This window comes from Pseudocitrobacter vendiensis (assembly GCF_943590815.1).
GTDB lineage: Bacteria > Pseudomonadota > Gammaproteobacteria > Enterobacterales > Enterobacteriaceae > Pseudocitrobacter > Pseudocitrobacter vendiensis.
The window spans coordinates 469,767-494,024 of the sequence record NZ_CALSBS010000001.1 but is presented as its reverse complement, the minus strand read 5'-3'; the positions used below and the strand labels follow the sequence as shown (position 1 = coordinate 494,024).

General features: G+C 52.8%; 24 protein-coding genes and 1 tRNA gene. 12 read left to right on the top strand and 13 right to left on the bottom strand.

Features of this window, described 5'->3' with window-relative positions:
- Positions 1-11 precede the first annotated feature (11 nt).
- The 4 genes from NMC31_RS02260 to NMC31_RS02245 all read right to left on the bottom strand — a co-directional run bounded on the left by NMC31_RS02260 (position 12) and on the right by NMC31_RS02245 (position 4,525).
- Positions 12-1,619: a ShlB/FhaC/HecB family hemolysin secretion/activation protein gene (locus NMC31_RS02260; protein ID WP_253896794.1), complete on the bottom strand. Its 1,608-nt coding sequence runs from the start codon at positions 1,617-1,619 to the stop codon at positions 12-14.
- Positions 1,620-2,013: 394 nt separating this feature from the next.
- A complete protein-coding gene (locus NMC31_RS02255; protein ID WP_253896793.1) occupies positions 2,014-2,313 on the bottom strand; it encodes a DUF2502 domain-containing protein in 300 nt (99 codons plus the stop codon).
- 357 nt (positions 2,314-2,670) lie between these two features.
- Positions 2,671-2,758: transfer RNA gene (locus tag NMC31_RS02250), tRNA-Ser, on the bottom strand.
- A 144-nt stretch (positions 2,759-2,902) separates the two neighbouring features.
- Complete coding sequence (locus tag NMC31_RS02245) at positions 2,903-4,525, bottom strand: ABC transporter substrate-binding protein (protein WP_253896792.1); 1,623 nt, start codon at positions 4,523-4,525, stop codon at positions 2,903-2,905.
- 201 nt (positions 4,526-4,726) lie between these two features.
- On the opposite strand from NMC31_RS02245, the gene yccA reads away from it, so the two are divergent.
- Together yccA and tusE are read left to right on the top strand one after the other, a co-directional pair.
- Positions 4,727-5,386, top strand: a complete 660-nt coding sequence (gene yccA / locus NMC31_RS02240) for an FtsH protease modulator YccA (protein WP_015965039.1) — start codon at positions 4,727-4,729, stop codon at positions 5,384-5,386.
- 86 nt (positions 5,387-5,472) lie between these two features.
- On the top strand, positions 5,473-5,802 hold the full coding sequence (gene tusE / locus NMC31_RS02235) for a sulfurtransferase TusE (RefSeq protein WP_108474537.1): 330 nt from the start codon (positions 5,473-5,475) through the stop codon (positions 5,800-5,802).
- On the opposite strand, the gene yccX is transcribed toward tusE, so the two are convergent.
- Positions 5,799-6,080: an acylphosphatase gene (gene yccX / locus NMC31_RS02230; protein WP_253896791.1), complete on the bottom strand. Its 282-nt coding sequence runs from the start codon at positions 6,078-6,080 to the stop codon at positions 5,799-5,801. The two genes, tusE and yccX, sit on opposite strands and share 4 nt — an antisense overlap.
- A 156-nt stretch (positions 6,081-6,236) precedes the next feature.
- Here yccX and rlmI point away from each other — a divergent pair, with 156 nt between their 5' ends.
- Together rlmI and hspQ are read left to right on the top strand one after the other, a co-directional pair.
- Entirely contained in the window at positions 6,237-7,427 is a 1,191-nt protein-coding gene (gene rlmI, locus NMC31_RS02225) for a 23S rRNA (cytosine(1962)-C(5))-methyltransferase RlmI (protein ID WP_149461550.1), read from the top strand.
- Positions 7,428-7,487: 60 nt separating this feature from the next.
- On the top strand, positions 7,488-7,805 hold the full coding sequence (hspQ, locus tag NMC31_RS02220) for a heat shock protein HspQ (RefSeq protein ID WP_108474540.1): 318 nt from the start codon (positions 7,488-7,490) through the stop codon (positions 7,803-7,805).
- Between the two features lie 68 nt (positions 7,806-7,873).
- Here hspQ and NMC31_RS02215 read toward each other — a convergent pair whose 3' ends face one another.
- The gene (locus NMC31_RS02215) at positions 7,874-8,767 is read right to left on the bottom strand and encodes a LysR family transcriptional regulator (RefSeq protein ID WP_253896790.1); all 894 of its coding nucleotides are present in this window, start codon (positions 8,765-8,767) and stop codon (positions 7,874-7,876) included.
- 137 nt (positions 8,768-8,904) lie between these two features.
- Here NMC31_RS02215 and NMC31_RS02210 point away from each other — a divergent pair, with 137 nt between their 5' ends.
- Complete coding sequence (locus NMC31_RS02210; RefSeq protein ID WP_253896789.1) at positions 8,905-9,882, top strand: NAD(P)H-dependent flavin oxidoreductase; 978 nt, start codon at positions 8,905-8,907, stop codon at positions 9,880-9,882.
- A gap of 59 nt (positions 9,883-9,941) precedes the next feature.
- On the opposite strand, the gene NMC31_RS02205 is transcribed toward NMC31_RS02210, so the two are convergent.
- Positions 9,942-10,355, bottom strand: a complete 414-nt coding sequence (locus tag NMC31_RS02205; protein WP_188016811.1) for a CoA-binding protein — start codon at positions 10,353-10,355, stop codon at positions 9,942-9,944.
- Positions 10,356-10,523: 168 nt separating this feature from the next.
- Between NMC31_RS02205 and mgsA the strand changes: the two genes are divergently transcribed.
- Positions 10,524-10,982 (top strand): methylglyoxal synthase, encoded by a 459-nt coding sequence (gene mgsA / locus NMC31_RS02200; protein WP_253896788.1) that lies wholly within the window; start codon positions 10,524-10,526, stop codon positions 10,980-10,982.
- A gap of 34 nt (positions 10,983-11,016) precedes the next feature.
- Here mgsA and helD read toward each other — a convergent pair whose 3' ends face one another.
- Positions 11,017-13,071, bottom strand: coding sequence for a DNA helicase IV (helD, locus tag NMC31_RS02195; RefSeq protein ID WP_253896787.1), 2,055 nt, complete (start codon positions 13,069-13,071; stop codon positions 11,017-11,019).
- A gap of 120 nt (positions 13,072-13,191) precedes the next feature.
- Here helD and NMC31_RS02190 point away from each other — a divergent pair, with 120 nt between their 5' ends.
- On the top strand, positions 13,192-13,638 hold the full coding sequence (locus NMC31_RS02190) for a YccF domain-containing protein (RefSeq protein WP_149461544.1): 447 nt from the start codon (positions 13,192-13,194) through the stop codon (positions 13,636-13,638).
- A gap of 18 nt (positions 13,639-13,656) precedes the next feature.
- Positions 13,657-15,783, top strand: coding sequence for a YccS family putative transporter (gene yccS, locus NMC31_RS02185; protein WP_253896786.1), 2,127 nt, complete (start codon positions 13,657-13,659; stop codon positions 15,781-15,783).
- On the opposite strand, the gene NMC31_RS02180 is transcribed toward yccS, so the two are convergent.
- Complete coding sequence (locus tag NMC31_RS02180) at positions 15,780-16,403, bottom strand: TfoX/Sxy family DNA transformation protein (RefSeq protein ID WP_253896785.1); 624 nt, start codon at positions 16,401-16,403, stop codon at positions 15,780-15,782. The two genes, yccS and NMC31_RS02180, sit on opposite strands and share 4 nt — an antisense overlap.
- 208 nt (positions 16,404-16,611) lie before the next feature.
- Here NMC31_RS02180 and sulA point away from each other — a divergent pair, with 208 nt between their 5' ends.
- Both sulA and ompA read left to right on the top strand, forming a co-directional pair.
- Entirely contained in the window at positions 16,612-17,121 is a 510-nt protein-coding gene (gene sulA / locus NMC31_RS02175; RefSeq protein ID WP_253896784.1) for an SOS-induced cell division inhibitor SulA, read from the top strand.
- Positions 17,122-17,472: 351 nt separating this feature from the next.
- Positions 17,473-18,522 carry a porin OmpA gene (gene ompA / locus NMC31_RS02170; protein WP_149461540.1) on the top strand — a complete coding sequence of 350 codons (1,050 nt, stop codon included), beginning with the start codon at positions 17,473-17,475 and terminating at the stop codon, positions 18,520-18,522.
- Between the two features lie 67 nt (positions 18,523-18,589).
- Here the strand turns inward: ompA and matP are convergent, their stop codons facing one another.
- Positions 18,590-19,042: a macrodomain Ter protein MatP gene (matP, locus tag NMC31_RS02165; protein WP_253896783.1), complete on the bottom strand. Its 453-nt coding sequence runs from the start codon at positions 19,040-19,042 to the stop codon at positions 18,590-18,592.
- Between the two features lie 183 nt (positions 19,043-19,225).
- Here matP and NMC31_RS02160 point away from each other — a divergent pair, with 183 nt between their 5' ends.
- Both NMC31_RS02160 and fabA read left to right on the top strand, forming a co-directional pair.
- On the top strand, positions 19,226-20,989 hold the full coding sequence (locus tag NMC31_RS02160; protein ID WP_253896782.1) for an AAA family ATPase: 1,764 nt from the start codon (positions 19,226-19,228) through the stop codon (positions 20,987-20,989).
- A 69-nt stretch (positions 20,990-21,058) separates the two neighbouring features.
- A complete protein-coding gene (gene fabA, locus NMC31_RS02155) occupies positions 21,059-21,577 on the top strand; it encodes a bifunctional 3-hydroxydecanoyl-ACP dehydratase/trans-2-decenoyl-ACP isomerase (RefSeq protein ID WP_010429339.1) in 519 nt (172 codons plus the stop codon).
- A gap of 57 nt (positions 21,578-21,634) precedes the next feature.
- Here the strand turns inward: fabA and rmf are convergent, their stop codons facing one another.
- The 3 genes from rmf to pqiB all read right to left on the bottom strand — a co-directional run bounded on the left by rmf (position 21,635) and on the right by pqiB (position 24,258).
- Positions 21,635-21,802: a ribosome modulation factor gene (gene rmf, locus NMC31_RS02150; RefSeq protein ID WP_015965056.1), complete on the bottom strand. Its 168-nt coding sequence runs from the start codon at positions 21,800-21,802 to the stop codon at positions 21,635-21,637.
- Between the two features lie 255 nt (positions 21,803-22,057).
- A complete protein-coding gene (gene pqiC, locus NMC31_RS02145) occupies positions 22,058-22,621 on the bottom strand; it encodes a membrane integrity-associated transporter subunit PqiC (protein WP_149461537.1) in 564 nt (187 codons plus the stop codon).
- The gene (pqiB, locus tag NMC31_RS02140; RefSeq protein WP_149461536.1) at positions 22,618-24,258 is read right to left on the bottom strand and encodes an intermembrane transport protein PqiB; all 1,641 of its coding nucleotides are present in this window, start codon (positions 24,256-24,258) and stop codon (positions 22,618-22,620) included. The genes pqiC and pqiB overlap by 4 nt, the downstream gene beginning before the upstream one ends.

The following is a 24,258-nucleotide window of genomic DNA, read 5'->3' as shown; positions in this document are numbered from 1 at the left end:
CATCCTGCCCCTTAAAGTGCCACTGAAATGCGGTAATAAATATTGAGATGATCCGGCGAAAGCCAGCCTGGATACGCCAGCGGCGTACCAACGGTGAACTGGCTGGAAAACCTGCGCCCGGCGCTGGTCAGTCCGACAGCACCGCCCCACAACGTGCCTGCGGCATATTGGTCGCTGGCATCCTTTTTCAGCCAGCCCCTGTCCAGCGCCGCCATCGTGCCGATTTGCCCCAGAACAGGCATCGTGAACAGGGTGTAATTGATTTCATTACGCCAGTAGCCGCCGTTATCGCCAGAGATGTACTGTTCTTTAAAACCGCGTACGGAACTTTCACCGCCAATGCTCAGGCGTTCGCTGCCATAAAGCCGGTCTGGTGACCACTGCCAGTAGACGCTGGAAAGCCACCACAGCTTATCCGTCAGCCCGCGCTGCCAGCTGGCGTTAACGCTCCATTTGCGGAACTGCGCTTTCGGCTGATCGGGGTAAAGGTGATCGTCAGTGGCGTTAAACCACGGCATTCCGCGGCTGAAGGTAGGGTTGAATGTCGCCACGCCGCCGAGGATTTTCTGGGTATGATTGAGGCCAAACAGCAGGCTGGTGAACTCCTGGCTGCTGCTTTCCAGTTTCACACCATCAAGGAAATTACGGTTTACACGGTGGTTCAGACCGAGAGAAACGCCGGTTTTCAGGTCGCCGTTGCGAAACAACACGTGGGAATAATTTATCCGGTGCGTTTCCGTGTCACCCGTGGATCGCCAGTTGTAGCCGGCGTTATCAATGACGTTGAGATAGTCGTTCCAGGTGTAGGTGTAATCAAACAGACCATAGCCATAGGGGATGCTGACACCTGCGGCAAGATTTTTCGCATCGCGCGAATGAGAAAACGCGCTGCTTCGCCCGCCGCTGATAAACCATTTATCTGCCAGACCTAACAAGTTATTCCCGACCAGCGAGGCGGAGATTTGTCCGACACCCGTACTTTTCTGGCCGCTGTTATCAAACGTGACGGATGCCTGAAGTGGAAACTCCGGCGTGGCGGTGAGGTTTACAATGGAGTCGCCCGGCAGCTCTCCGGGCAAGATTTCAATTTGTACGGGAGCGGTACGTATGCGGTTAATTTGCTCCATACCCTGCTCGATATCCCGTAGGTTTAGCGGTTTACCCTCCAGGCCAGGAAAGGTCATTGCCAGTGTACGCGCAGGTACACCTTCCAGGCGGATTTGTTGCAAACGACCTTCCAGCACGGCGATATGTAATTCACCGCCAGAGAGATCCTGCTCCGTCAGATATGCCCGGCTGGTGATATAGCCACGCTGAATATACCAGTCAGAGATCTGATTCGTGAGCTGGGTGATTTGCGCAATATTGAGGCAACGCCCCTGCCACGGGCGAACCATTTTTTGCTGTTCCTGTGGGGACATCAGCGACGCATTTTGCAGGGTAATGTGATTGAGCGTAAAGCAAGGGCCCACTGCATCTGCCGGTGCGGATGAAGGACGTTCCTGCGGTATCGGTGTGGCGCGCTGAAGCTCATCACGCTGCTGCTGGTTTTGTTCCAGCAGTTGCTGTTGCTGCTGCTGAATCGAATTACGGTCAGCAGGCGATAAAAGGGCCGTCATGCCTGAAAAGGAAATACCGCTAAAAAAAAGTGCGACAGCCGCTTGCCGTGGAGAAAACACCATCCATCAATTCCCTGATAATCAATATCATCTTAATAAAAGACACGTGATAAAGAGGGACATTGCACTTTAAGTAAAATCAAGTCAATGAATGTAATTGTTTGTATTTATCCATAAGATCAGGGAGATATACTGCAACATTTCTGGATAGCTTTATTTATCAATAGAATGAATGTATGTCAGGCGGGAACTGATGAGGCTCAGTTTAATTAAAAACATGTTAAAAACGTGAAGTAATGCAGTGCTTTTTGTTAACTTAATCCTATTTGATACTACGCGTACAAAGACCAGAACATCCCGTAAAGATAAAGCCTGAAACAGGCCTTTTCCCTACTCAGTGATGGTGATGATGTTTCTTCCGGTCATGCTTATAGGCCTTTTGGCCGTCTTTATAGCCTTTCTCATAAGCTTTGCGCTGTTTCTTCGCTTTTTTACGCCAGTGCTTATCGTGCCATTCATAATGGCGATCCCAGTAATCCCGGTTTTGCCAGTGGTTACCATCCCAGTAGTGACCATATGAATCACGATCGCCAATTTGTAGCTTAATTGAAGGTAATAGCGTTATCTCTTCCGCCTGAATCACCAGTGGCTGTGACGCCAGCAGCACAGCGGCCAGTAATAGTATCTTTCGCATTTGCCTCTCCTTAACAAGTGCATATTAATTGATACAATTTATCACATCCGTGTTACCTGAAATCCAGGCTAATTCTGCTTTTGCCTGTTCTTATCCCTTAACAGCGGCTGGTATGATTACATTCGGTACTGCTCTTTGCTCAGGCCACATTTTTTCATCCTGAGATAAAGCTTAGTTGAATGACATCATCGCCCGACAGTATCCTGGAACTCAGGCTGCAAGGTAAAACAGATGCTAGTCACGAATCTGTCCGATGTATTCCTGAACTCACCAACGCCAGCCTGACGGAAATGACATACAGGAAACCGACAGAAAAGCAAAAAACCCCAGACAATTTCTTGTCTGGGGTTTCATATTTGGCGGAAGCGTAGAGATTCGAACTCTAGAACCCTTTCGGGTCGCCGGTTTTCAAGACCGGTGCCTTCAACCGCTCGGCCACGCTTCCAATGAGGCGCACTATAAACATCCCGCTCCGACCTGTAAAGCCCCATTTTGTTCGTTTGCCTGAAAAACAGTCAAAAACGTGTTATTCGTCTGAAATTGCAACAAAATGGCGAGTTTTTCGGCACTTACAGCGCGCTCATTTTGATCAATGCTTCTTGATGTACATATCTTTTGTGAAGTAATAACCCAGTCGGTCGGGCGTAAAACCGCCCACCCACGGTTTCACCAGGTGCGATCGTACATAGTGGTACACCGGAATAGACGGCACATCCTGCGCTAACAGATCTTCGGCCTGCTGATAATAACGTCCGCGCGCGGCGATATCAGGGGCTTTCGCTGCATTCACCAGTGCGTCATCATAGGCTGGGTTGCTGTAGCGGCTGGTATTACCGCTATCGCCGGTACGGTAGTTGTTAAGGAAGGTGGTGGCGTCGTCATAATCGGCAATCCAGGCGTAGCGCACGGCGTCAAAATTTCCCGTGCGTTTCGCGTCGAGCATGGTTTTCCACTCCTGATTTTGCAGTTTGGCCTCAACACCAAGATTTTTCTTCCACATCGAAGCGGCGGCAATAGCGATACGTTGATGCGACTCAGAGGTGTTATAGAGCAGATTAAAGCTCAGCGGGTGGTCGTCGCCAAAACCGGCTTCCGCGAGCAACTTTTTAGCTTCAGCTATCCGCTTCTCGCGCGGCCAACTGGCGTAGTCAGGATTTTTTAGCGTGATACCGCCAATCTCTGGCTGACTCACCAGCCAGGCCGGACGTTGCCCCTGCCCCAATACTTTCCCGGCAATGATCTCTTTATCCAGCGCCATATTCAGCGCGCGGCGCACGCGGGCGTCGTTAAATGGCGGGCGGGTGGTGTTAAGTTCGTAGTAATAGGTCGCCAGATGGGGAGAGACATCAAGCTGCTCCGGCATCGTTTTCTTCAGCAGCGCAAACTGGTTAATCGGTACCGTTGAGGTAATGTCGATTTCTCCCGCCCGATAACGGTTCACATCTGCCGCTTCCGATGAGATGGGCAGATAAGTGACCTGATTGATCACCGTGTGGGCGTCATCCCAGTAGCGTGGATTGCGTTTGCCGACAATGCGCTCATTTACCACCCATTGAGACAACGTATAGGGCCCGCTACTGACAAAGTGTTCAGGCTTAGTCCATTTCTCGGCAAAGCGGGTAACCAGCACCTTATCCAGCGCCACCAGCGACGGGTGCGCCAGCATTGGTAAAAAAGCGGCGGTAGGCTGCGTGAGCGTAATTTCCAGCGTTTTATCATCAAGCGCTTTAACGCCCAACGTATCCGGCGCTTTTTTCCCTTCGGCAATATCAGCAGCATTGACGATATTCATATTTCCCGGATAGCTGGCGTAAGGTGACGCCGTTTTCGGGTCAACCAAACGCTGCCAGCTCCAGACGACATCCTGTGCGGTAATCGGCGTGCCGTCGGACCATGTAATCCCCTCGCGCAGGTGGAATATCCAGTTACCTTTGTTTTCCCACGATGCCGCCAGCCGGGGTTCAATCGTGCCATCAGGCTTCACCGCCACCAGCCCGTCGAACATGTCGCTGATGATATTAAATTCAACGTCACTTTCGACTTTATGCGGATCCAGCGAGGCGGGCTCGCTGCCGTTGTTTCTGACCAGTTCCTGTTTTTCCGCCAGGAACGTGCCCTGCGGTACGTTCGCCGCGTTGGCAGAGGTGGAGAGGAACGCCAGCCCTGTCGCCAGCATGATGGCGGTAATACGGTTGTGATGATGTGGTTTCATTTCCCTTGCCTTTATTTTAATTGTTGAGACACCCTCTTCACTCTTAGCCCTGCTAACGATATAAGGCAATGTTTTTCAGTCACCTATAAGAGGTTGATCTCGGTCTTTGCGCTGAGTAAAGATGGGTAAAAGGATTAGGGGATATGCAGGACATTTCTTATGCTGTTTCACTATTAATATCCATCATAAAGAGAGTGAATCATGGATCGCATAATTACCTCATCGCGTGACCGCTCGTCCCTGCTGAGCACGCATAAAGTTCTGCGTAATACCTATTTCCTGCTGAGCCTGACGCTGGCGTTTTCGGCGATCACCGCAACCGCAAGCACCGTGCTGATGCTGCCGTCTCCGGGATTGATTCTGACGCTGGTCGGCATGTACGGCCTGATGTTCCTGACCTATAAAACCGCGAACAAACCGACCGGGATTATCTCCGCGTTCGCCTTCACCGGTTTTCTGGGTTATATCCTGGGGCCAATCCTCAACGCCTACCTTTCTGCCGGTATGGGCGATGTGATTGGTATGGCACTGGGCGGTACCGCGCTGGTGTTCTTCTGCTGCTCGGCCTACGTGCTGACCACCCGCAAAGACATGTCCTTCCTCGGCGGTATGCTGATGGCAGGTATTGTGGTGGTGCTGATTGGTATGGTGGCAAACATCTTCCTGCAACTGCCGGCTCTGCATCTGGCGATCAGCGCAGTGTTCATTTTGATCTCTTCTGGCGCGATCCTGTATGAGACCAGCAACATCATTCACGGCGGTGAAACCAACTACATCCGCGCCACCGTGAGCCTGTATGTGTCGCTGTACAACATCTTTATCAGCCTGCTGAGCATCCTGGGCTTCGCCAGCCGCGATTAACGCTGACTGAACATCACAAGGCCTCGCTTATGCGGGGCCTTTTTTTTTGCTACACTGCCCACCGTTTGTATGGCATGTGAAAAATTATGTTGATCTACGAAGACCGTGAAATTGAGACCGATAACGACGGTTATCTGAAAGACTCCACCCTGTGGAGCGAAGGTATGGCGGTTGCCATTGCTGCGAATGAAGGTATCGAACTGAGCCCGGAACATTGGGAAGTGGTGCGTTTTGTTCGCGAGTTTTATCTGGAGTTTAACACCTCCCCCGCTATCCGCATGCTGGTGAAGGCGATGGCCAATAAGTTTGGCGAAGAGAAAGGCAACAGCCGCTATCTGTATCGTTTATTCCCGAAAGGCCCGGCTAAGCAGGCGACGAAAATTGCCGGCCTGCCTAAACCGGTAAAATGCATTTAATAGCGAATGCTGAAGCCATCCCACGCTTTCTGGGGTTGATGCGGTTCGGCCAGAACCCGGTCAACTCTGGCGCTGCGTGGGCCTCCGGCTTTTAGCCACGCCAGCAACGCTTCCACCTGCTCCTGTTCGCCGCAGGCGACCACTTCCACGCTGCCGTCATCCATATTACGGGCGTAGCCCTTAAGCCCTAACCGTAGCGCTTCTCGCTGAGTGTTGTAGCGAAACCCTACGCCCTGAACCAGGCCATAGACCCACGCAATGGTGCACACTGATGTCATTTTGCCTCCCGTCGCAATCCCTGAAGTTCCGTTAAGTATGACATTTTCCAGACGTTTTACCGAACGCAGGGCCGCAATATTGCCATGTTCATTGCAATTGGACGGCGAAGTCGGGAAAATGCAGCCCTTCCCATCGAATAGCCAGAATAATTATCTATGAGCGTACGTTTAGTGTTAACCAAAGGGCGTGAGAAATCCTTACTCCGCCGCCATCCCTGGGTCTTTTCCGGGGCCGTTGCCCGCATGGAAGGCAAAGCCAACCTCGGTGAAACCATTGATATCGTTGATCACAAAGGGAAATGGTTAGCCCGCGGGGCTTACTCGCCGGAATCGCAAATCCGCGCGCGCGTCTGGACGTTCGATGCCGATGAAACCATTGATATCGCCTTTTTTGTCCGTCGCCTGCAACAAGCGCAGCAGTGGCGCGACTGGCTGGCACAGCAGGATGGCCTCGATAGCTATCGTCTGATTGCCGGTGAATCTGACGGGTTGCCGGGCGTAACGATCGACCGCTTTGGCAACTTCCTCGTCCTGCAACTGTTGAGCGCCGGGGCGGAATATCAGCGCGCGGCGTTAATCAGCGCGTTGCAAACGCTGTACCCGGAGTGCCCGATTTATGATCGTAGCGACGTTGCTGTGCGTAAGAAAGAAGGTATGGAACTGACGCAAGGCCCGGTTACCGGTGAACTGCCGCCAGCCCTGCTGCCAATTCAGGAACACGGTATGAAGCTGCTGGTGGATATCCAGCACGGTCACAAAACCGGTTACTACCTCGATCAGCGCGACAGCCGCCTGGCAACACGCCGCTATGTAGCCGACAAACGCGTCCTCAACTGCTTCTCTTATACCGGCGGTTTCGCTGTCTCTGCGCTGATGGGCGGTTGCCGTCAGGTCACCAGCGTCGATACGTCGCAGGAAGCGCTGGATATCGCAAAACAGAATGTCGAACTGAACAAACTGGATCTTAGCAAAGCGGAGTTCGTCCGTGACGACGTGTTCAAACTGCTGCGCAAATACCGCGATCAGGGCGAAAAATTCGACGTTATCGTGATGGATCCGCCGAAATTTGTTGAGAATAAAAGCCAGCTTCAGGGCGCCTGCCGTGGCTATAAAGATATCAACATGCTCGCTATCCAACTGCTGAATCCGGGTGGCGTGCTGCTGACCTTCTCCTGCTCCGGGCTGATGACAACAGATTTATTCCAGAAAATCATCGCTGATGCCGCAATAGATGCCGGTCGTGATGTACAATTTATAGAGCAGTTCCGTCAGGCGGCCGATCACCCGGTGATCGCCACTTATCCCGAAGGGCTGTATCTGAAAGGGTTTGCCTGTCGCGTCATGTAACTTGAAAAGCGAAACAACGACCACATATTGTATGTAGTTAATGTTTCCCGGGAGGTGACTATGATTGCCAGCAAATTCGGTATCGGCCAACAGGTCCGTCATTCCTTATTAGGGTATCTGGGCGTGGTTGTCGATATCGACCCGGAATACTCACTTGATGAACCTGAGCCCGATGAACTGGCGGCAAACGATGAACTTCGTATGCTGCCGTGGTACCACGTGGTCATGGAAGATGAAGACGGTCAGCCGGTTCACACCTATCTGGCTGAAGCACAGTTGAGTGGTGAAGTGCGTGAAGATCATCCGGAACAACCTTCGATGGATGAGCTGGCGCGTACTATTCGCCAGCAGCTTCAGGCGCCGCGACTGCGTAACTAACCCCCCGCTACACACCCTAATCACACCGTTCACTTGCGTGAGCGGTGTTTTTTTTTACATTAATTCGGTCATAACGCCTGCAACACGCTTTCCAGCCATTGCGCAAATACCCTTACCTTCTGCGGCAGATGCCGATGCGGGTAGATAAGCGATAACTTACGCGATGGGCAGGGAAAATTCGGCAGTACCTCGACCAACTGCCCGCTATCGATATAGGGCTGTAAGAAGAAATTCATCCCCTGCAACAATCCGAGCCCGGAAAGACCCGCCGAAATATAGACCTCGGCATTATCCAGAATCAATCGCCCCGGCAGAACGCGTTCTTCGACGCCCTGAGACGTCGTAAAGTGCCAGGGCACGATCTCGCGATTATTGCTTACAATCCAGTTAATGGCCTGATGATGACGCAGATCGTCAAGCGTCTGCGGCGTGCCATGCTGCGCAAGATACCCTGGGCTGGCGCAGGTCATTCTCCTCACCTCGCCCATCGGGCGCGCCATATAGTCGCCGTCATCAAGCTTCCCGACGCGCAGCATGCAGTCCAGCCCCTCGCGCAGCATATCGCGCCGTACATCGGTACCGGTGAGGATAATCTCAAGGTCAGGGTGTTCGGCATAAAATTCAGCGAGCCGGGGAACCACCAACTGACGAGCAAAGGCAACCGGCGTATCGACGCGCAGCTGCCCGTGTAATGGGCGGTCCGGTGCAAATGATGCCAGGAGTTCATCGGCCTGATACAACAAAGGTTTGCTACGGCGGTAAAACTCTTCGCCTTCCGAAGTTAACGCGATGCGCCGCGTGGTACGCTGAAGTAAGCGGACGCCGCATTGCGTTTCCAGTTGCTGCACCGCTTTGGTGACCGCCGGGCGATGCAGTTCCAGGTTTTCCGCCGCTTGTGTAAAGCTTCCGGCGTCGACTATTTCCATGAATATCTTAATATTTTCAAACAGATTCAATTGCATGTGCGATGACCGTCGTCAGTTTCTATTGTTACTAATTTAATAACAGTGAAGAACTTTTTTCACTATTTTTATGAACAATAAATCGCTATACACTCCCTCCCACACCAGAAATGAGTTCGTGACGAGGAAATAAGATCATGAAAACGAATCGTATCTGCCAGATTTTAGGCATTGAAAAACCGGTTATTCAGGGCCCACTCTCGTGGTTAACCGATGCGCGTTTGGTTGCCGCCGTAAGCAACGCCGGCGGGCTGGGGGTTTTGGGGCCAAACGCAGGTCTTACCGCTGAAACGGCGGTCTCTACCCCGCAAGAAACCGCCGAGAAAATGCGCGAAGAGATCCGCAAAACCAAGCAATTAACCGAAAAGCCGTTTGCCGTGAATCTTATCCCTTCACCGCAGAACGACATCTGGACGCCGGGCATCTTGCAGGTTGTCAAAGAAGAAGCGGTGAAAGCCGTGGTCTATACCGGCTATGGTGAAGGCGCGATTATTCCTGCGCTGTTTGCTGAGCTAAAAGCCGCCGGCATTGCCATTATTTATCGTGATATCAACCCTACGCCCGCCAACAGCCGTGAAGCTGAACGCGCTGGCGCGGATATCATCGTAGCGACCGGTTTTGACGAAGGCGGAACCCTGCCTGCCACCGCGTTGGGCACCTTCTCCATCGTCCCGATGATCGTCGATGCTGTAGAAAACGTGCCTGTACTCGCCGCCGGGGGGATTGTTGATCAACGTACAGCCAGAGCCGCCCACGCATTGGGCGCGGAAGGTGTCTTCGCGGGTTCAGTGTTTATCAGCACGCTGGAAAACCGCGTACCGCAATCGATTAAAGAAAAAATTGTCGCGGCAAACGGGCTGGATTTAAGTCTGTTCCGTACCCTGCCGGACTACTACCGCTCTCTGCCGGGGAAACTGACCGAGAAACTGGTTGCTATGGACAAGTCCGGGGCCAGTAAAGAGGAGATTGGCTACGCGATGGGCGGGCTTCGTGGCTTGCGGTTGGGTATGCTGGAAGGCAATACGGATGAAGGTTATATCTCACTGGGAACCGGGATTGGCGGCATTAAAGCCGTTGTCAGCGTCGCCGACGTGGTGAATGCGCTGACCGTTTAACGGCGTTCTGTACGCAGGAAAATCAGAGACCGCCCGAGTGTTCCACCGGGCGGAATCAATTATTTCGCCAGCCCCAGACGCGGAATTTCAATCGCCGGGCAGCGATCCATCACGACACTAAGCCCCGCATTGCGCGCCAGCACGGCCGCCTGTTCGTTAATCACGCCCAGCTGTAACCACAGTACTTTTGCCCCTATGGCTACCGCTTCCTGCGCCACGCCCCAGGCCGCTTCTGAATTACGGAAAACATCAACCATATCGATTTTTTCCGGCACATCCGCAAGCGTTGCGTAGCCCTTCTGACCCAGCAGTTCTTTACCCGCCACTTTTGGCGAGACCGGTATCACGCGGTAACCCTGATCCAGCAAATATTTCATCACCCGATAGCTTGGGCGATCGGGTTTGTCACTTGCGCCAACCAGCGCAATGGTGCGCGTAGTGTTCAAAATGTCTGCAATATCACTTTCAGTCATCATTATCCTCCTGGCCTTTGCGCTAAGTGTACGTCAATCCGCACAGGGCAGCCATAAACGCGCGCACTGCCGCCAATTTCGCCACTCATCATATTTTTTGTCCTTAAAGCTTGCAGCAGTATTCGCATCCAGTAATCTGTCAGCATTTATTGATCAGGATATTACGCTATGGAACTCACTACTCGCACGCTCCCGGCGCGCAAACACATCGCGCTTGTTGCCCACGACCACTGCAAAGATATGCTTATGAAATGGGTCGATCGCCACAAAGCCGTGCTGGCACAGCACGCGTTATCGGCGACCGGCACGACCGGAAACCTGGTGGCGCGCGCCACAGGTCTGGAAGTGAATGCGCTACTGAGCGGCCCGATGGGCGGCGATCAGCAGGTTGGCGCGCTCATCTCTGAAGGGAAAATTGATGTGCTGATTTTCTTCTGGGACCCGCTAAACGCCGTGCCGCACGATCCGGACGTCAAGGCGCTGTTGCGTCTGGCGACCGTCTGGAACATTCCGGTCGCCACCAACGCCTCAACGGCCGATCTCATTATTCAGTCGCCGCATTTCAGCGACCCGGTGGATATTTTGATTCCGGATTATCAGCGTTATCTGGCCGATCGTCTGAAGTAATTCATCAACCCGGCGATCACGCCGGGTTTCTTTTTCACGGTTTACGCGCCACCGGTACATCCAGCTGTTTAAGAATGTCGACAAACGGCGATGGATTCTCTTTATTGAACATCAACCACACGCGGTGTCGGGCGCGGGTCATCGCCACGTACAGCAAACGACGTTCTTCGGCGTCGATAAAATCCTCCGGCTCCGGCAGCAACGCGTGTTCCATGATTGATTCCCGCGCAGGTGCCGGGAAACCATCCTGCCCTTCCTGCAACCCCAGCACAATCACGTAATCCGCCTGCTGGCCTTTACTGGCATGCACGGTCATAAAATCGATATTCAGCTTCGGCCAACGGGTGGCGACTTTTTCCAGTGCAGGTGGTTTGAGATGGTGATACCGCGCCAGCACCAGAATACGCTGATCCGCGGTGACATAACCGCTTAGCTTATCAAACAGCGCATCAAGCTGATCATCCGGCAATAGGGTAACCGCCTTTTTATCACCGGCCGTCAGGCTGTTTAATGGCTTATGCAATTGGTGCGGGTTTTGTTGAATAAAGCGGTTGGCTATCTGACCGATGCGACCGTTGAAGCGATAGGTGGTATCCAGCGCGCAGTTATCGCCCTCACCGAAATAGTGCGTAAAAGCGGTGGTAAGCGACAACTGTGCACCGCTGAAGCGATAAATGGCCTGCCAGTCATCCCCCACGGCAAACAGCGTAGTGTGTGAATTCTGCTTACGTAGTGCTGCCAGCAAGGCCGCACGCTGTGGGGAGATATCCTGAAACTCATCGACCAGAATGTGTTTCCAGGGGCTGACAAAGCGCCCTTTTTCCAGCACGTTAATGGCCTGATGAATCAGCCCGGAGAAATCCACCGCGTTCTCTTCTTTTAGCGCGGTTTTCCACGCTTTCAGCAGCGGGGCCATCAGCTTAACGCGCTTGCCGAACAGTTCACGAACCTCTTCCGGCGCGTTGTCGATCATCTCAGCCTGCGTACCGCCATGCATGCGCATCAGGCTAACCCAGCGGTCCAGTCGACTGCCCATCCGTTTGAGGATCTTCGCATCGTTCCAGAAATTGTCTTCGCCAACCTCCCAGCCCATCTCTTCCTGCAACCATAAGCGCCAGCCCTTGGCCTGGGCTTTTTTCTCTTTGCACTGCTGCTGCCAGCAGTCGGTGAAAAGTTTGTAGCGGGCGGCGGTGTCATTTTCCAGTTTGCTGACCACCGGCACTTTTTTACTGCCTTGCTGAATGATGTGTAACGCCAGGGAATGGAAGGTTCGCGCGGATATCGCATCCGTACGCAGACGCTCCTGTATACGCTCATCCATCTCCTGCGCCGCTTTGCGCCCAAACGCCAGCAGTAAGATTTGCTCTGCTGCCGCTTCACCGCGTGTCATCAGCCAGCCTGCGCGCGCCACCAGCACCGACGTTTTACCGCTACCTGCGCCCGCCAGCACCAGCAGCGAGCGTTCACCGTTCACCACCGCACGCGCCTGCGAATCGTTAAGCGGTGAGGATTCAACCTGTTCGAAGTAATCGGCGTACTGCTCCAGCATCGAGTCGGTATAGCGCTGATTATGCGCCTGACGGCTGGCTTCCACATCGTTAAGCCAGGCCTGGCACTGTTGCCACGCCTCGCGACAATTGTCGAAGCTGTCCAGACGACTCACCGGCACCGGCAAACCTTCCAGCGCATGCAAAATCCGCTGACGGATAGTCGCAGTCTGCTGGCGGGTAAGCCATTTCCCGGCGTCGTTATTGTCAGCAATTTCCGCCAGCAGTTGCTGTAACACATCGGCGGAAATGTCGCTCATCTCCTGGCTCCATGCCTGCCAGCGGGTGATTAAGTGACGATGAAAACGTTGAGTTTCGCCCCATTCTGTACCGTGCAGACGGACAACTTTATCTTCAGGGAGGACAAATTCCAGCTCACCCCACACTAAACCGCGCTTGCAGTTAATCGACAACAATTGATTAAAAGGAATGAGATATTCATGCTGTTCGCCCGATACCTTAACCCCCGCGTTGAGAAGCTCAACCCGATCGTAAGGATGCTGCGCCATGCGCCTGCCCAATGTTGTCGCTCTTAATTCCATCTTCGCCGAATCCTGACTTTTTCGATATCACACAGTGTAACCGCCAGAGAATAGGTGCTCCAGCGCAAAAAAACGTTACAATTACCCGGACTTATTATTCACAGGCCGCACAGAGGATTTATGCGTACCGTTCTGAATATTTTAAATTTTGTATTAGGTGGTTTTGCTACAACCTTAGGTTGGCTGGTAGCAACGTTCTTTAGTGTCATTTTTATTATCACTCTGCCGCTCACCCGTTCCTGCTGGGAGATAACCAAACTGTCGCTGATCCCTTACGGCAACGAAGCGGTGCATGTTGATGAGCTTGAGCCGCAGTCGAAAAACAGCGTGCTGAATGCGGGGGGCACCGTGCTCAATATCGTCTGGCTGGTGCTGTTTGGCTGGTGGCTGTGCTTGTCGCATATCGCGGTAGGTATCACCCAATGCATCAGCATCATCGGGATTCCGGTGGGCATCGCCAACTTCAAGATTGCCGCGATTGCGCTGTGGCCAGTTGGCCGTCGCGTAGTACCGGTTGAAGTAGCTCGCGCCGCGCGCGAAGCCAATGCGCGTCGTCGCTTTCAGTAATCGGGGCTGATTCTCTTTATGTTAAGTCCCCTGCTACGCCGCTATACATGGAACAGCGCATGGCTTTATAACGTCAGGATTTTTATCGCCCTGTGTGGCACCACGGCGCTGCCGTGGTGGCTCGGCGATTCAAAACTGACCATTCCATTAACTCTCGGCGTCGTTGCGGCGGCGCTGACCGACCTTGACGATCGTTTAGCTGGACGTCTGCGTAATCTGGTCATTACGCTAATCTGCTTCTTTATTGCTTCCGCATCCGTCGAATTGCTCTTCCCCTGGCCATGGCTGTTTGCGCTGGGGCTGACGGTATCGACTACCGGGTTTATTCTTTTAGGTTGCCTGGGGCAGCGCTACGCCACAATAGCCTTTGGCGCGCTGCTGATTGCCATCTATACCATGCTGGGCGTTTCCCTCTATTCCCAGTGGTATCAGCAACCGATGCTGCTGATCGCCGGCGCTGTCTGGTATAACCTGCTAACCCTCACCGGGCATCTGATTTTCCCGATCCGTCCGTTACAGGATAATATCGCCCGTACCTACGAACAGCTGGCACATTATCTGGAACTGAAATCACGTCTGTTCGATCCAGACATTGAAGAAGAAAACCAGGCTCCGCTGTATGAACTGGCACTGGCAAACGGCAAGCTGATGGCGACGCTCAACCAGACCAAAACCTCGTTGCTGACGCGTCTGCGCGGCGACCGTGGCCAGCGCGGGACGCGTCGCACACTGCACTACTACTTTGTGGCGCAGGATATCCACGAGCGGGCCAGCTCCTCGCATATCCAGTATCAGACGTTGCGCGATACTTTCCGCTACAGTGACGTGATGTTCCGCTTCCAGCGTCTGCTTTCTATGCAGGCGCAGGCTTGCCAGCAGCTGTCGAAAGCGATTTTGCTGCGAACGCCTTACCAGCATGACAGCCGTTTTGAACGGGCGTTTACCCATCTGGATGCCGCGTTAGATCGCGTCCGGGCAAGTGGTGCGTCACCAGAACAGATGAAAGCGTTGGGCTTTCTGCTCAATAACCTGCGGGCGATTGACGCACAGCTGGCCACTATCGAATCCGAACAGGCGCAAGCTCAGGCAAAAAGCGAAACGGAAACCCTGCTCGCCGATGACGGCCTGCACGGCTTTAGCGATATTCGCCTGCGTCTGAGCATGAATATGTCTCCGGAGTCTGCCCTGTTCCGCCACGCGGTAAGAATGTCGCTGGTGCTTTGCGCCGGGTATGCATTTATCCAGCTTACCGGCCTGAACCACGGTTACTGGATTTTGCTCACCAGCCTGTTTGTCTGCCAGCCAAACTACAACGCCACGCGCCATCGTCTGGCATTGCGTATTATCGGTACACTGGTCGGCGTGGCGCTGGGTATTCCTGTTCTCTTGCTGGTGCCGTCGCTGGAAGGGCAACTGGTGCTGATTGTAATAACCGGGGTGCTGTTCTTCGCCTTTCGTAATGTCCAATACGCCCACGCCACGATGTTCATTACCCTGCTGGTGCTTTTGTGCTTCAACCTGCTGGGAGAAGGCTTTGAGGTAGCGCTGCCGCGCGTTATCGATACGCTGATCGGTTGTGGTATCGCCTGGTTCGCTGTCAGTTTTATCTGGCCGGACTGGAAGTTCCGAGACCTCCCTCGGGTACTTGCCCGTGCGGTGAATGCGAACTGTCGCTATCTGGATGCGATTCTCGAACAGTATCATCAGGGACGCGATAACCGTCTTGCCTATCGTATTGCCCGCCGCGACGCACATAATCGCGATGCTGAACTGGCGTCGGTCGTATCAAATATGTCGACGGAACCCAAGGTCACCAATGAGATGCGAGAAACAGCCTTCCGTTTGTTGTGCCTGAACCATACGCTCACCAGCTATATCTCCGCGCTCGGCGCACACCGTGAAAAGCTCACTAACCCAGATATCCTGGCCCTGCTGGACGATGCCGTGTGCTATGTCGACGACGCTTTCCATCATCTGCCTACGGATGAAGATCGTGTTCAGGAAGCGCTGGTTGGGCTGGCGGAACGCATCCGCCATCTTGAGCCACGCCCGGACAGTAAAGAGCCGCTGGTTGTGCAACAAATCGGCTTGCTGGTTGCCCTGCTACCGGAAATTTGCCGTCTTCAGCAACGCGTGCTCGCTTAATCGACCTGGGCGGGCGTGTGGATGTTCAACGCGCTTGCCCAGTCAATCAACTCATCGCGTCGGCTCAAAGGAACGGCTGCAGCGTGAACGCCGGTCAACGCCCCTTCGAGCGATAATATAAACCCTACGCTCAGATTCTCGCGCAGACGGCGTAACTTTGCCCACGCGTTTTTTGCGCCTAACTGGCGTAAATCGGCCACGTTTTTGATTCCCGCCTCAGCCATTAATAACTCCATGTGGAAGGAGAGATTGGGTAAGTCCTTCAGTCGCTGTGAAACCTGACGACCGTTTTTCTCTCGCAGTGCGTCTTTTAATGAGAGCTTACTTAAGCGCAGCAATAATTTGTGGTTTTGCCATAAGTTTTCATCAACGTGAAAATAGTTAAGCTGCAGTGGGCCGCCTCTCTTCTTAAGCGTTAAGAGTGGCGTTTTCACTTTACGTTGATAAACAGCCGTTTCTTCACAAGCCCTCAAATACAGTTCTCCTTCTGAGACCATGGCAAACACCGTGTTGTTTACCGAGAGGCTATAGCCCCCAAAGAGCGATCGGGAACGCACGACCCCAAGCGGCGCAAGATATTCCTGGGATTGATAAATCCGTTTATATGATATTTTTTTCATGATTATCCTTTACTAATCATGCGGTTGCAAACATTAGAACTGTTAATAGATCCGGTAATGAGCAACATAAGTAACTTCCGTCGACACGGCAAGAACTGCGTGAATTTGGTGTGCGAATTTGCGAGTCGCTTTCAGAAAATGGGGTTGATCTTTAGTGTCAGGGGTAGTACTGTATATTCATACAGTAACCCACAAGGTTGGATGAGCTATGTATACATCTGGTGTTGTAAATCGTTCTTCTGTCGCGGCAGCGTCTGCGACTCATCACAGTTTCGCGTCTCATGTACAGGCCTCCCCTGCCCTGGTAAGCGAGGTGGTTTATCGCGAAGATCAACCCATGATGGCGCAGTTACTCCTGCTGCCTTTATTACAACAGCTCGGTCAGCAATCGCGCTGGCAGCTGTGGCTTACGCCTCAGCAAAAACTGAGTCGCCAGTGGGTTCAGGCTTCCGGTCTGCCATTATCCAAAGTCATGCAGCTTCGCCAGATGTCCTCGTACAACATGCTTGACGCCATGGAGCGCGCATTACGTACAGGGAACTATAGTGTGGTTATCGCCTGGGTGGCGGAAGAATTGTCGGAGCAGGAACATGCCCGCTTGATGAATGCGGCCGAGGAAGGAAATGCCATGGCGTTTATCATGCGCCCGGTTAACTCTTCCTCTCATCCAGCAGGACAACTGAATGGGCTAAAAATTCACTCAAATTTGTATCATTAAACGAAATTAGGAATTTTCCTGGAAATTTTTTTGCGCTCTCGTTAAGAGCATGTTTCAGGAGCTGAAATTCCTGAGAACGCTGATGTGATGCGGTTCTCAGAATTTTATCTCGCATAAATTCTAGCCGTAAATGTTAAATATTGTGTATACAACCCCTTTTTTTTCATATGCCTGACGGAGTTCACACTTGTAAGTTTCCAACTACGTTGTAGACTTTACATCGCCAGGGGTGATCAGCTTACGCCGCAGAGATCTGCTGAGTAATTAATAAGTCACGCCCCCGGTGAAGGATTTAACCGTGAGTCTTTTAGATTTTCATGGCAAATTTTGGATGATAACGAGGCGCAAAAAATGAAAAAGACAGCTATCGCGATTGCAGTGGCACTGGCTGGTTTCGCTACCGTAGCGCAGGCCGCTCCGAAAGATAACACCTGGTATGCTGGTGCTAAACTGGGCTGGTCTCAGTTCCACGATGTCGGTAACAACCAGATCGACAACAACGGTCCGACCCATGAAAGCCAGCTGGGCGCAGGTGCCTTCGGTGGTTATCAGGTTAACCCGTACGTTGGTTTCGAAATGGGTTATGACTGGTTAGGCCGCATGCCGTACAAAGGCAGCGAGCAGAACGGTGCTTTCAAAGCTCAGGGCGTTCAGCTGACCGCTAAACTGGGTTACCCAATCACTGACGATCTGGACATCTACACTCGTCTGGGTGGTATGGTTTGGCGTGCAGACGCTAAAAACAACACCGGCTTCAAAGACCACGACACTGGCGTATCCCCAGTATTCGCTGGCGGCGTTGAATACGCGGTTACCCGTGACATCGCTACCCGTCTGGAATACCAGTGGACTAACAACATCGGTGACGCGAACACCGTTGGTGGTCGTCCGGACAACGGCCTGCTGAGCGTAGGTGTTTCCTACCGTTTCGGCCAGCAGGAAGATGCAGCTCCAGTAGTTGCACCGGCTCCGGCTCCGGCTCCAGAAGTACAGACCAAACACTTCACTCTGAAGTCTGACGTTCTGTTCAACTTCAACAAAGCAACTCTGAAACCAGAAGGCCAGCAGGCTCTGGATCAGATGTACAGCCAGCTGAGCAACCTGGATCCGAAAGACGGTTCCGTAGTTGTTCTGGGCTTCACTGACCGCATCGGTTCTGACGCTTACAACCAGGGTCTGTCCGAGAAACGTGCTCAGTCCGTTGTTGATTACCTGATCTCTAAAGGTATTCCTTCTGACAAAATCTCTGCACGTGGCATGGGCGAATCCAACCCGGTTACTGGCAACACCTGTGACAACGTGAAAGCTCGCGCTGCACTGATCGACTGCCTGGCCCCGGATCGTCGCGTAGAGATCGAAGTTAAAGGCATCAAAGACGTTGTAGCTCAGCCGCAGGCTTAAGTTATCGTCTTATGAAAAAACCCCGCATTGCGGGGTTTTTTTTGGCCTGAACAAAAGGTTTAAACGATTATTCTTTGCCTAATAGCGCCTGTAGGTCCTGCTTCAGGGTGCTCATTTTCGAGGCATATTTCTCTTTGTTTTCCGCGTCTTCGATCAACTGCACAATGGTTTCTGATAAGGTTTTGCCGCGTCGCTGAGCCAGACCGGCCAAACGCTGCCAGACGGCGAATTCCAGATCTATCGACTTCTTACGCGTATGCTGATGTTCGGCGTTAAAATGACGTTTACGGCGCGCACGAATTGTTTGCTTCATGCGATTCACCAGGCCGGGATTGATATTCTGCGCAATCCACTCATTCACCTGTACCGGGTCGTGCTCAAGTTTCAGCAGGAGATCAACCGCTTCCTGCGCGGCGCTGGTTTCAATGTAACGGGTGATCTGTTCGCCTTCCCGGTGCTTCTTCACCAGGTACTTCCACTTCCACCCGCTCTCAAGATTTTCCAGTTGTTGATATTTCATTGCGATCCCAAGGTGACCGTGTAACTCTTTTCAGGATATCAGTTTTTTGCCAATGTGCTGAGAAGAAATCTGTGAGTGTGAAAACAATGTCGGCGATATCAGAATAACCGCCCTATTCTCCGTGAGCTTCCCTGCGGCATAAGGTATAATCTCGTGCTTTACATCTGACTAAAAATAGCGACTTTGACCATAAATACTCTTTCCCGGCGCGACCTTGCCCCTGCGACTGATGCATACCAGGCGCTATTTACCCTGCCTGAAATCTCGTCAGTTAATGAATCCTTATTCAGCGAGCTGCAGGCTCGTTTGCACTATGCTCTGGAGCAGTTTCTGCACCCTCAGGGCGTCAGCGACTTTTTACTGGTGAAAGCGCCAGAAGAAAAAGCGTACCTGCAACTGCTTAACAACACGACCAACGCCTTGCGTGGTGATTCAGCGTCTCGCCTGACCGGCGTGAACTATTCCATCGCCGCAGGCCAGGTCAGTGTCTCTCCGGCAACGTCGCCGGACGATAATTTCGCAAGCTCTGGCCCGGTCATTTTTGCCGACTGGGTGGAAGCCGAGCAGCTGTTCGGCTGCGTGCGTCAGTTTAATGGCGATATTTCGCTTCAGACTGGTCTGGTGCACAAAGCCAACGGTGGCGTGCTGATTCTCTCTCTGCGCGCCTTACTGGCTCAGCCCCTGTTGTGGATGCGTTTAAAATCGCAGGTGACCCAGCAGCGTTTTGAGTGGCTCTCCTTTGATGAGTCACGTCCGTTACCCGTCACGATCCCTTCCATGCCGCTGTCGCTGAAGGTGATGCTGGTTGGCGATCGTGACGCGCTGGCCGATTTCCAGGAAATGGAACCTGAGCTGGCGGAAAAGTCACTCTACTGCGAGTATGAAGACAATTTGCAGCTCACCGATGAAGAGACCATCAAGCGGTGGTGTCAGTGGGTTCAGCAGGTCGCGCGTGATGCAAACCTGCCGATGCTCGCGGCCGATGCCTGGCCGCGTCTGATTCAGGAAGGCGCTCGCTACACCGGCGATCAGGAAACGCTGCCGCTTTGTCCGCTGTGGATAAGCCGTCAGTTGCGCGAAACCGCGCCGTTCTGTGAAGGTGAAACCATTGGCGACGAGCAGCTCAAAACCATGCTTGAGCAGCGTCAGTGGCGTGAAGGTTATCTGGCCGAGCGGATGCAGGACGAGATCCTGCTTGAGCAGATTCTCATTGAAACAGAAGGTGAATGTATCGGGCAGATTAACGCCCTGTCGGTGATTGAATTCCCAGGTCACCCTCGCGCCTTTGGTGAACCTTCTCGTATTAGCTGCGTTGTGCACATTGGCGACGGCGAAGTCACAGATATCGAACGCAAGGCCGAGCTTGGCGGTAACATTCACGCTAAAGGCATGATGATCATGCAGGCGTTTCTGATGTCGGAACTCGAACTCGATCAGCAAATCCCGTTCTCCGCATCATTAACCTTCGAACAGTCTTACAGCGAAGTGGATGGCGATAGCGCGTCCATGGCTGAGCTGTGTGCCTTGATAAGCGCTCTTTCCGGCGTACCTATCAATCAAGGCATTGCCATCACCGGTTCCGTCGATCAATTTGGACGCGCTCAGCCGGTTGGCGGTTTGAATGAAAAAATCGAAGGCTTCTTTGCTATCTGTCTACAGCGCGGCCTGAACGGTAAACAGGGCGTGATTATTCCCAACGCCAACGTGCGCCATTTAAGTCTGTCAGTGGAAGTGCAGGAAGCGGTTGAAGCCGGACAATTTTCTATCTGGGCGGTCGATGATGTGACCGAGGCCCTGCCGCTTCTCACCCAGTTGAACTGGGATGCTGAAGGGCAGACGACATTGTTGCAAACGATTCAGGAACGTATCGCGCAGGCCTCACAGCCCGACGCGCGGCATCGTTATCCGTGGCCGTTGCGCTGGCTGGGCTGGTTCAATTCGAACTGATCGGACTTGTTCAGCGTACACGTGTTAGCTATCCTGCGTCCCGAACTCAAAATAAGGCTTACTGAAAACATGGTAGATAAACGCGAATCTTATACAAAAGAAGATCTTCTTGCCTCTGGTCGCGGTGAACTGTTTGGTGCGAAAGGCCCGCAGTTACCAGCCCCTAGCATGCTGATGATGGATCGTGTCGTTAAAATGACCGAAACTGGCGGCAATTTTGATAAGGGCTATGTTGAAGCAGAACTCGATATCAACCCGGATCTGTGGTTCTTCGGCTGCCACTTCATCGGTGACCCGGTGATGCCAGGCTGTCTGGGTCTGGACGCCATGTGGCAGCTGGTAGGCTTCTATCTTGGCTGGCTTGGCGGTGAAGGCAAAGGCCGTGCGCTGGGCGTGGGTGAAGTGAAATTCACCGGTCAGGTACTGCCGACCGCGAAGAAAGTGACCTACCGTATTCACTTCAAGCGCATCGTTAACCGCCGTCTGATCATGGGCCTGGCGGATGGCGAAGTACTGGTTGATGGTCGTCTTATCTATACCGCTAACGACCTGAAGGTTGGGTTGTTCCAGGATACTTCTGCGTTCTAAGACTCCGCATTAACGCGAAACCTCCGCATCGCGGAGGTTTCTTCTAAAGAGACAGCGTCAGGCGATAACTGTCCTGTCCTCCATGGCTTCTCGCCAGCCTCCGAGCCAGTGTGAACGTTGATTTAACGTCTGGTAAGGACAAATTTCTTTCGACTTACCGGCAATACCGGCCTGATACCCACGCTGATGTGCCCGTTCCAGGCGATCTCGTTTTTGTCTCTTCATGCCTCGTTTCCCTCATTACTTTTATCTGGTGGAAATGAAAACAGTGATTACAAAGTGTGCAACCACACATTACGAATAACCTGAATCATCACTATCGTCAATGCGCAAAATTCACGCCAGTGTCATATTTGTGAGCTATCTACGAGTTCATTTGTACAAAAAATGTGAGACGGGACAACTAACCTGCTGAGCATAAAAACAAAAAAAACGCCGTGGGTTTCACACCCACGGCGGTCTTAGCATGATTAATTCTACTTATAGTTGCTGATTGACAGAGCGGGCAATAGAGACCGCTTCCTGGCTCCAGGCTTGCGCCAGCATTTTCACCATCTCATCATAACCATCTTTCTGTTGCGCCAGTTCAATGTGGAACGGACGCTTAATCAGTTGTCCCTGATGGTTCAGCAACCATTCACCGCTGACAATGACCTTGCCATCATAGCGCCCATGGAACCCATTCACCGACACGTTAAGCGTATCCTGATCGTGGCCCAGAGGTTGCGAAGCAATCACCCAACCTGGCAACTGGTTGCTCAGGTTGGCGATGAGCGTGGTACGTAGCTGTTGGTCAAGCGGGCTGGCCCACAGGTTATTGCTGGCAATCACATACTGTACGTCGCTGGTCTGATACACCACGCCGCTCCCGGCGAGGAAATCCGGAACGGTAACCTGCTCTACCCATAACAGGTGTTGACCGGCACTGGCGCTGTTTTGCACCGTGCCTTTGTCCACCGGCAACTGGTAGTAGGTTTTATTCTCACCGCTACTGCTACAGGCTGCCAGCAGGCAGGCCGCCGCCAGTACTATCCATTTTTTCATTGTTTCGCCCTCTTAGGCTCTGGATCTTTTTTATCCTTCGCTTCAAACACCAGCGCGTTACTCTTCTCGTTCAGCGTTTTCAAAACCGGTTGCAGCTCACGCAGTACCTGATCCAGACGTTGCATATCCGCGACCATCTTGTTGTAAGCGGCCGAGCCCGGCTGGAAGCCCTGCATACTGCGATTCAGCTCGCGCAGCGTTTTCTGCATGTCTTCCGGCAACTGCTGCATAGACTGGCTGGCCGTTATCTTATTCAGATTATCCAGCGTCGTTTGCAGCTGACGCATCGTGCGCTGGCTTTCGGTCAACGTATTGGTTGCCTGCTCAATCATCGGATTCAACGGCAAATTGTTGAATTTATCCAGCGTATCCATCAGACGCTGCTGGATCTGCGCCAGACCACCACTTACGGTTGGGATAATCTGATAACCGCTGAACTCACGGATACCGGTCATCTGCGGCTCTTTCGGATAGAAGTCCATGTCCACATACAGCGCGCCGGTCACCAGGTTACCGGTTTTAAGCGAGCCGCGCAGGCCACGTTTCATCAGCTCTTCAAGATGTTTGCCCAAATCCGGGTGCTCGCCCAACTGATTTGCCAGACGTTCTGGTTCGATACGGATCAGCACCGGAATACGATAGTCGTTATTCAGCGCCTGACGCAGACCTTTCACATCAAACGGCACCTGACCGACCGTCCCCAGGCGAATACCGCGGAACTCAACGGGCGCGCCGGGTTGCAGGCCACGTACGGAATCTTTGAAGAACATCAGGTAATCAAGATGCTCGGTATAGAGAGAGTCCTGAATACTTTTTTGATCGTCATAGAGGCGGAAAGCGCTTTTTTCAGTTACCGGCTGACCGAGGTCAAGCCCTTCCGGCACGTCAAAACTGACACCACCGCTAAACAGCGTGGTGAGCGAACCCATCTCTACGCGCATCCCGGCAGAGGTGAGATCGACCGCTACACCGCTGTCTTTCCAGAAGCGAACATTACTGGTCACCAGACGATCGTTTGGCGCAGTGATAAACAACTGATAGCTGATCGTCCGCTTCTGCGCATCAAAGGTGCTGGTTTCGACAGATCCGACACGGTAACCACGGAACAGAACCGGATCGCCCGGATTCAACTGCCCGGCTTTTTTACTGTCGAGGATCACGCGGATACCTTTGGCATCCGGCGGCGCCAGCGGCGGCTGATCCAACAACTGATAATCTTCCTGTTGACCGCCTTTATTACCGGGCTGCAACTCGATATACGCGCCGGAGAGTAAGGTACCCAGCCCACTGATTCCTTCACGCCCAACCTGCGGCTTCACGACCCAAAAAACGGAGTCTTTGTGCAACAGTTTCTCCATGCCGGCATTCAGGCGTGCTTTAATTTCCACGTGCGTAAGATCGTCCGTCAGCGTAGTGCTTTCCACCACGCCCACGTCAACGCTACGACTTTTAATCGTGGTTTTACCGCCTTCAATACCTTCGGCATTGGTGGTGATGAGCGTCACCTCCGGCCCCTGGTGGCTATAGTGGTAAAACAAGATCCATGCACCAATCAGCGCAGTGACAATCGGGAAGATCCAGACCGGAGACCAGTTCTTCACCTTTTGCACTTTGGCCTCCCCACTCTTCGTTTCCAT

Bases quoted from the DNA above. Each gene is read 5' to 3' on its own strand.
- NMC31_RS02260 (WP_253896794.1), bottom strand. From the start codon at position 1,619: ATGACGGCCCTTTTATCGCCTGCTGACCGTAATTCGATTCAGCAGCAG.
- NMC31_RS02255 (WP_253896793.1), bottom strand. From the start codon at position 2,313: ATGCGAAAGATACTATTACTGGCCGCTGTGCTGCTGGCGTCACAGCCA.
- NMC31_RS02245 (WP_253896792.1), bottom strand. From the start codon at position 4,525: ATGAAACCACATCATCACAACCGTATTACCGCCATCATGCTGGCGACA.
- yccA (WP_015965039.1), top strand. From the start codon at position 4,727: ATGGATCGCATAATTACCTCATCGCGTGACCGCTCGTCCCTGCTGAGC.
- tusE (WP_108474537.1), top strand. From the start codon at position 5,473: ATGTTGATCTACGAAGACCGTGAAATTGAGACCGATAACGACGGTTAT.
- yccX (WP_253896791.1), bottom strand. From the start codon at position 6,080: ATGACATCAGTGTGCACCATTGCGTGGGTCTATGGCCTGGTTCAGGGC.
- rlmI (WP_149461550.1), top strand. From the start codon at position 6,237: ATGAGCGTACGTTTAGTGTTAACCAAAGGGCGTGAGAAATCCTTACTC.
- hspQ (WP_108474540.1), top strand. From the start codon at position 7,488: ATGATTGCCAGCAAATTCGGTATCGGCCAACAGGTCCGTCATTCCTTA.
- NMC31_RS02215 (WP_253896790.1), bottom strand. From the start codon at position 8,767: ATGCAATTGAATCTGTTTGAAAATATTAAGATATTCATGGAAATAGTC.
- NMC31_RS02210 (WP_253896789.1), top strand. From the start codon at position 8,905: ATGAAAACGAATCGTATCTGCCAGATTTTAGGCATTGAAAAACCGGTT.
- NMC31_RS02205 (WP_188016811.1), bottom strand. From the start codon at position 10,355: ATGACTGAAAGTGATATTGCAGACATTTTGAACACTACGCGCACCATT.
- mgsA (WP_253896788.1), top strand. From the start codon at position 10,524: ATGGAACTCACTACTCGCACGCTCCCGGCGCGCAAACACATCGCGCTT.
- helD (WP_253896787.1), bottom strand. From the start codon at position 13,071: ATGGAATTAAGAGCGACAACATTGGGCAGGCGCATGGCGCAGCATCCT.
- NMC31_RS02190 (WP_149461544.1), top strand. From the start codon at position 13,192: ATGCGTACCGTTCTGAATATTTTAAATTTTGTATTAGGTGGTTTTGCT.
- yccS (WP_253896786.1), top strand. From the start codon at position 13,657: ATGTTAAGTCCCCTGCTACGCCGCTATACATGGAACAGCGCATGGCTT.
- NMC31_RS02180 (WP_253896785.1), bottom strand. From the start codon at position 16,403: ATGAAAAAAATATCATATAAACGGATTTATCAATCCCAGGAATATCTT.
- sulA (WP_253896784.1), top strand. From the start codon at position 16,612: ATGTATACATCTGGTGTTGTAAATCGTTCTTCTGTCGCGGCAGCGTCT.
- ompA (WP_149461540.1), top strand. From the start codon at position 17,473: ATGAAAAAGACAGCTATCGCGATTGCAGTGGCACTGGCTGGTTTCGCT.
- matP (WP_253896783.1), bottom strand. From the start codon at position 19,042: ATGAAATATCAACAACTGGAAAATCTTGAGAGCGGGTGGAAGTGGAAG.
- fabA (WP_010429339.1), top strand. From the start codon at position 21,059: ATGGTAGATAAACGCGAATCTTATACAAAAGAAGATCTTCTTGCCTCT.
- rmf (WP_015965056.1), bottom strand. From the start codon at position 21,802: ATGAAGAGACAAAAACGAGATCGCCTGGAACGGGCACATCAGCGTGGG.
- pqiC (WP_149461537.1), bottom strand. From the start codon at position 22,621: ATGAAAAAATGGATAGTACTGGCGGCGGCCTGCCTGCTGGCAGCCTGT.
- pqiB (WP_149461536.1), bottom strand. From the start codon at position 24,258: ATGGAAACGAAGAGTGGGGAGGCCAAAGTGCAAAAGGTGAAGAACTGG.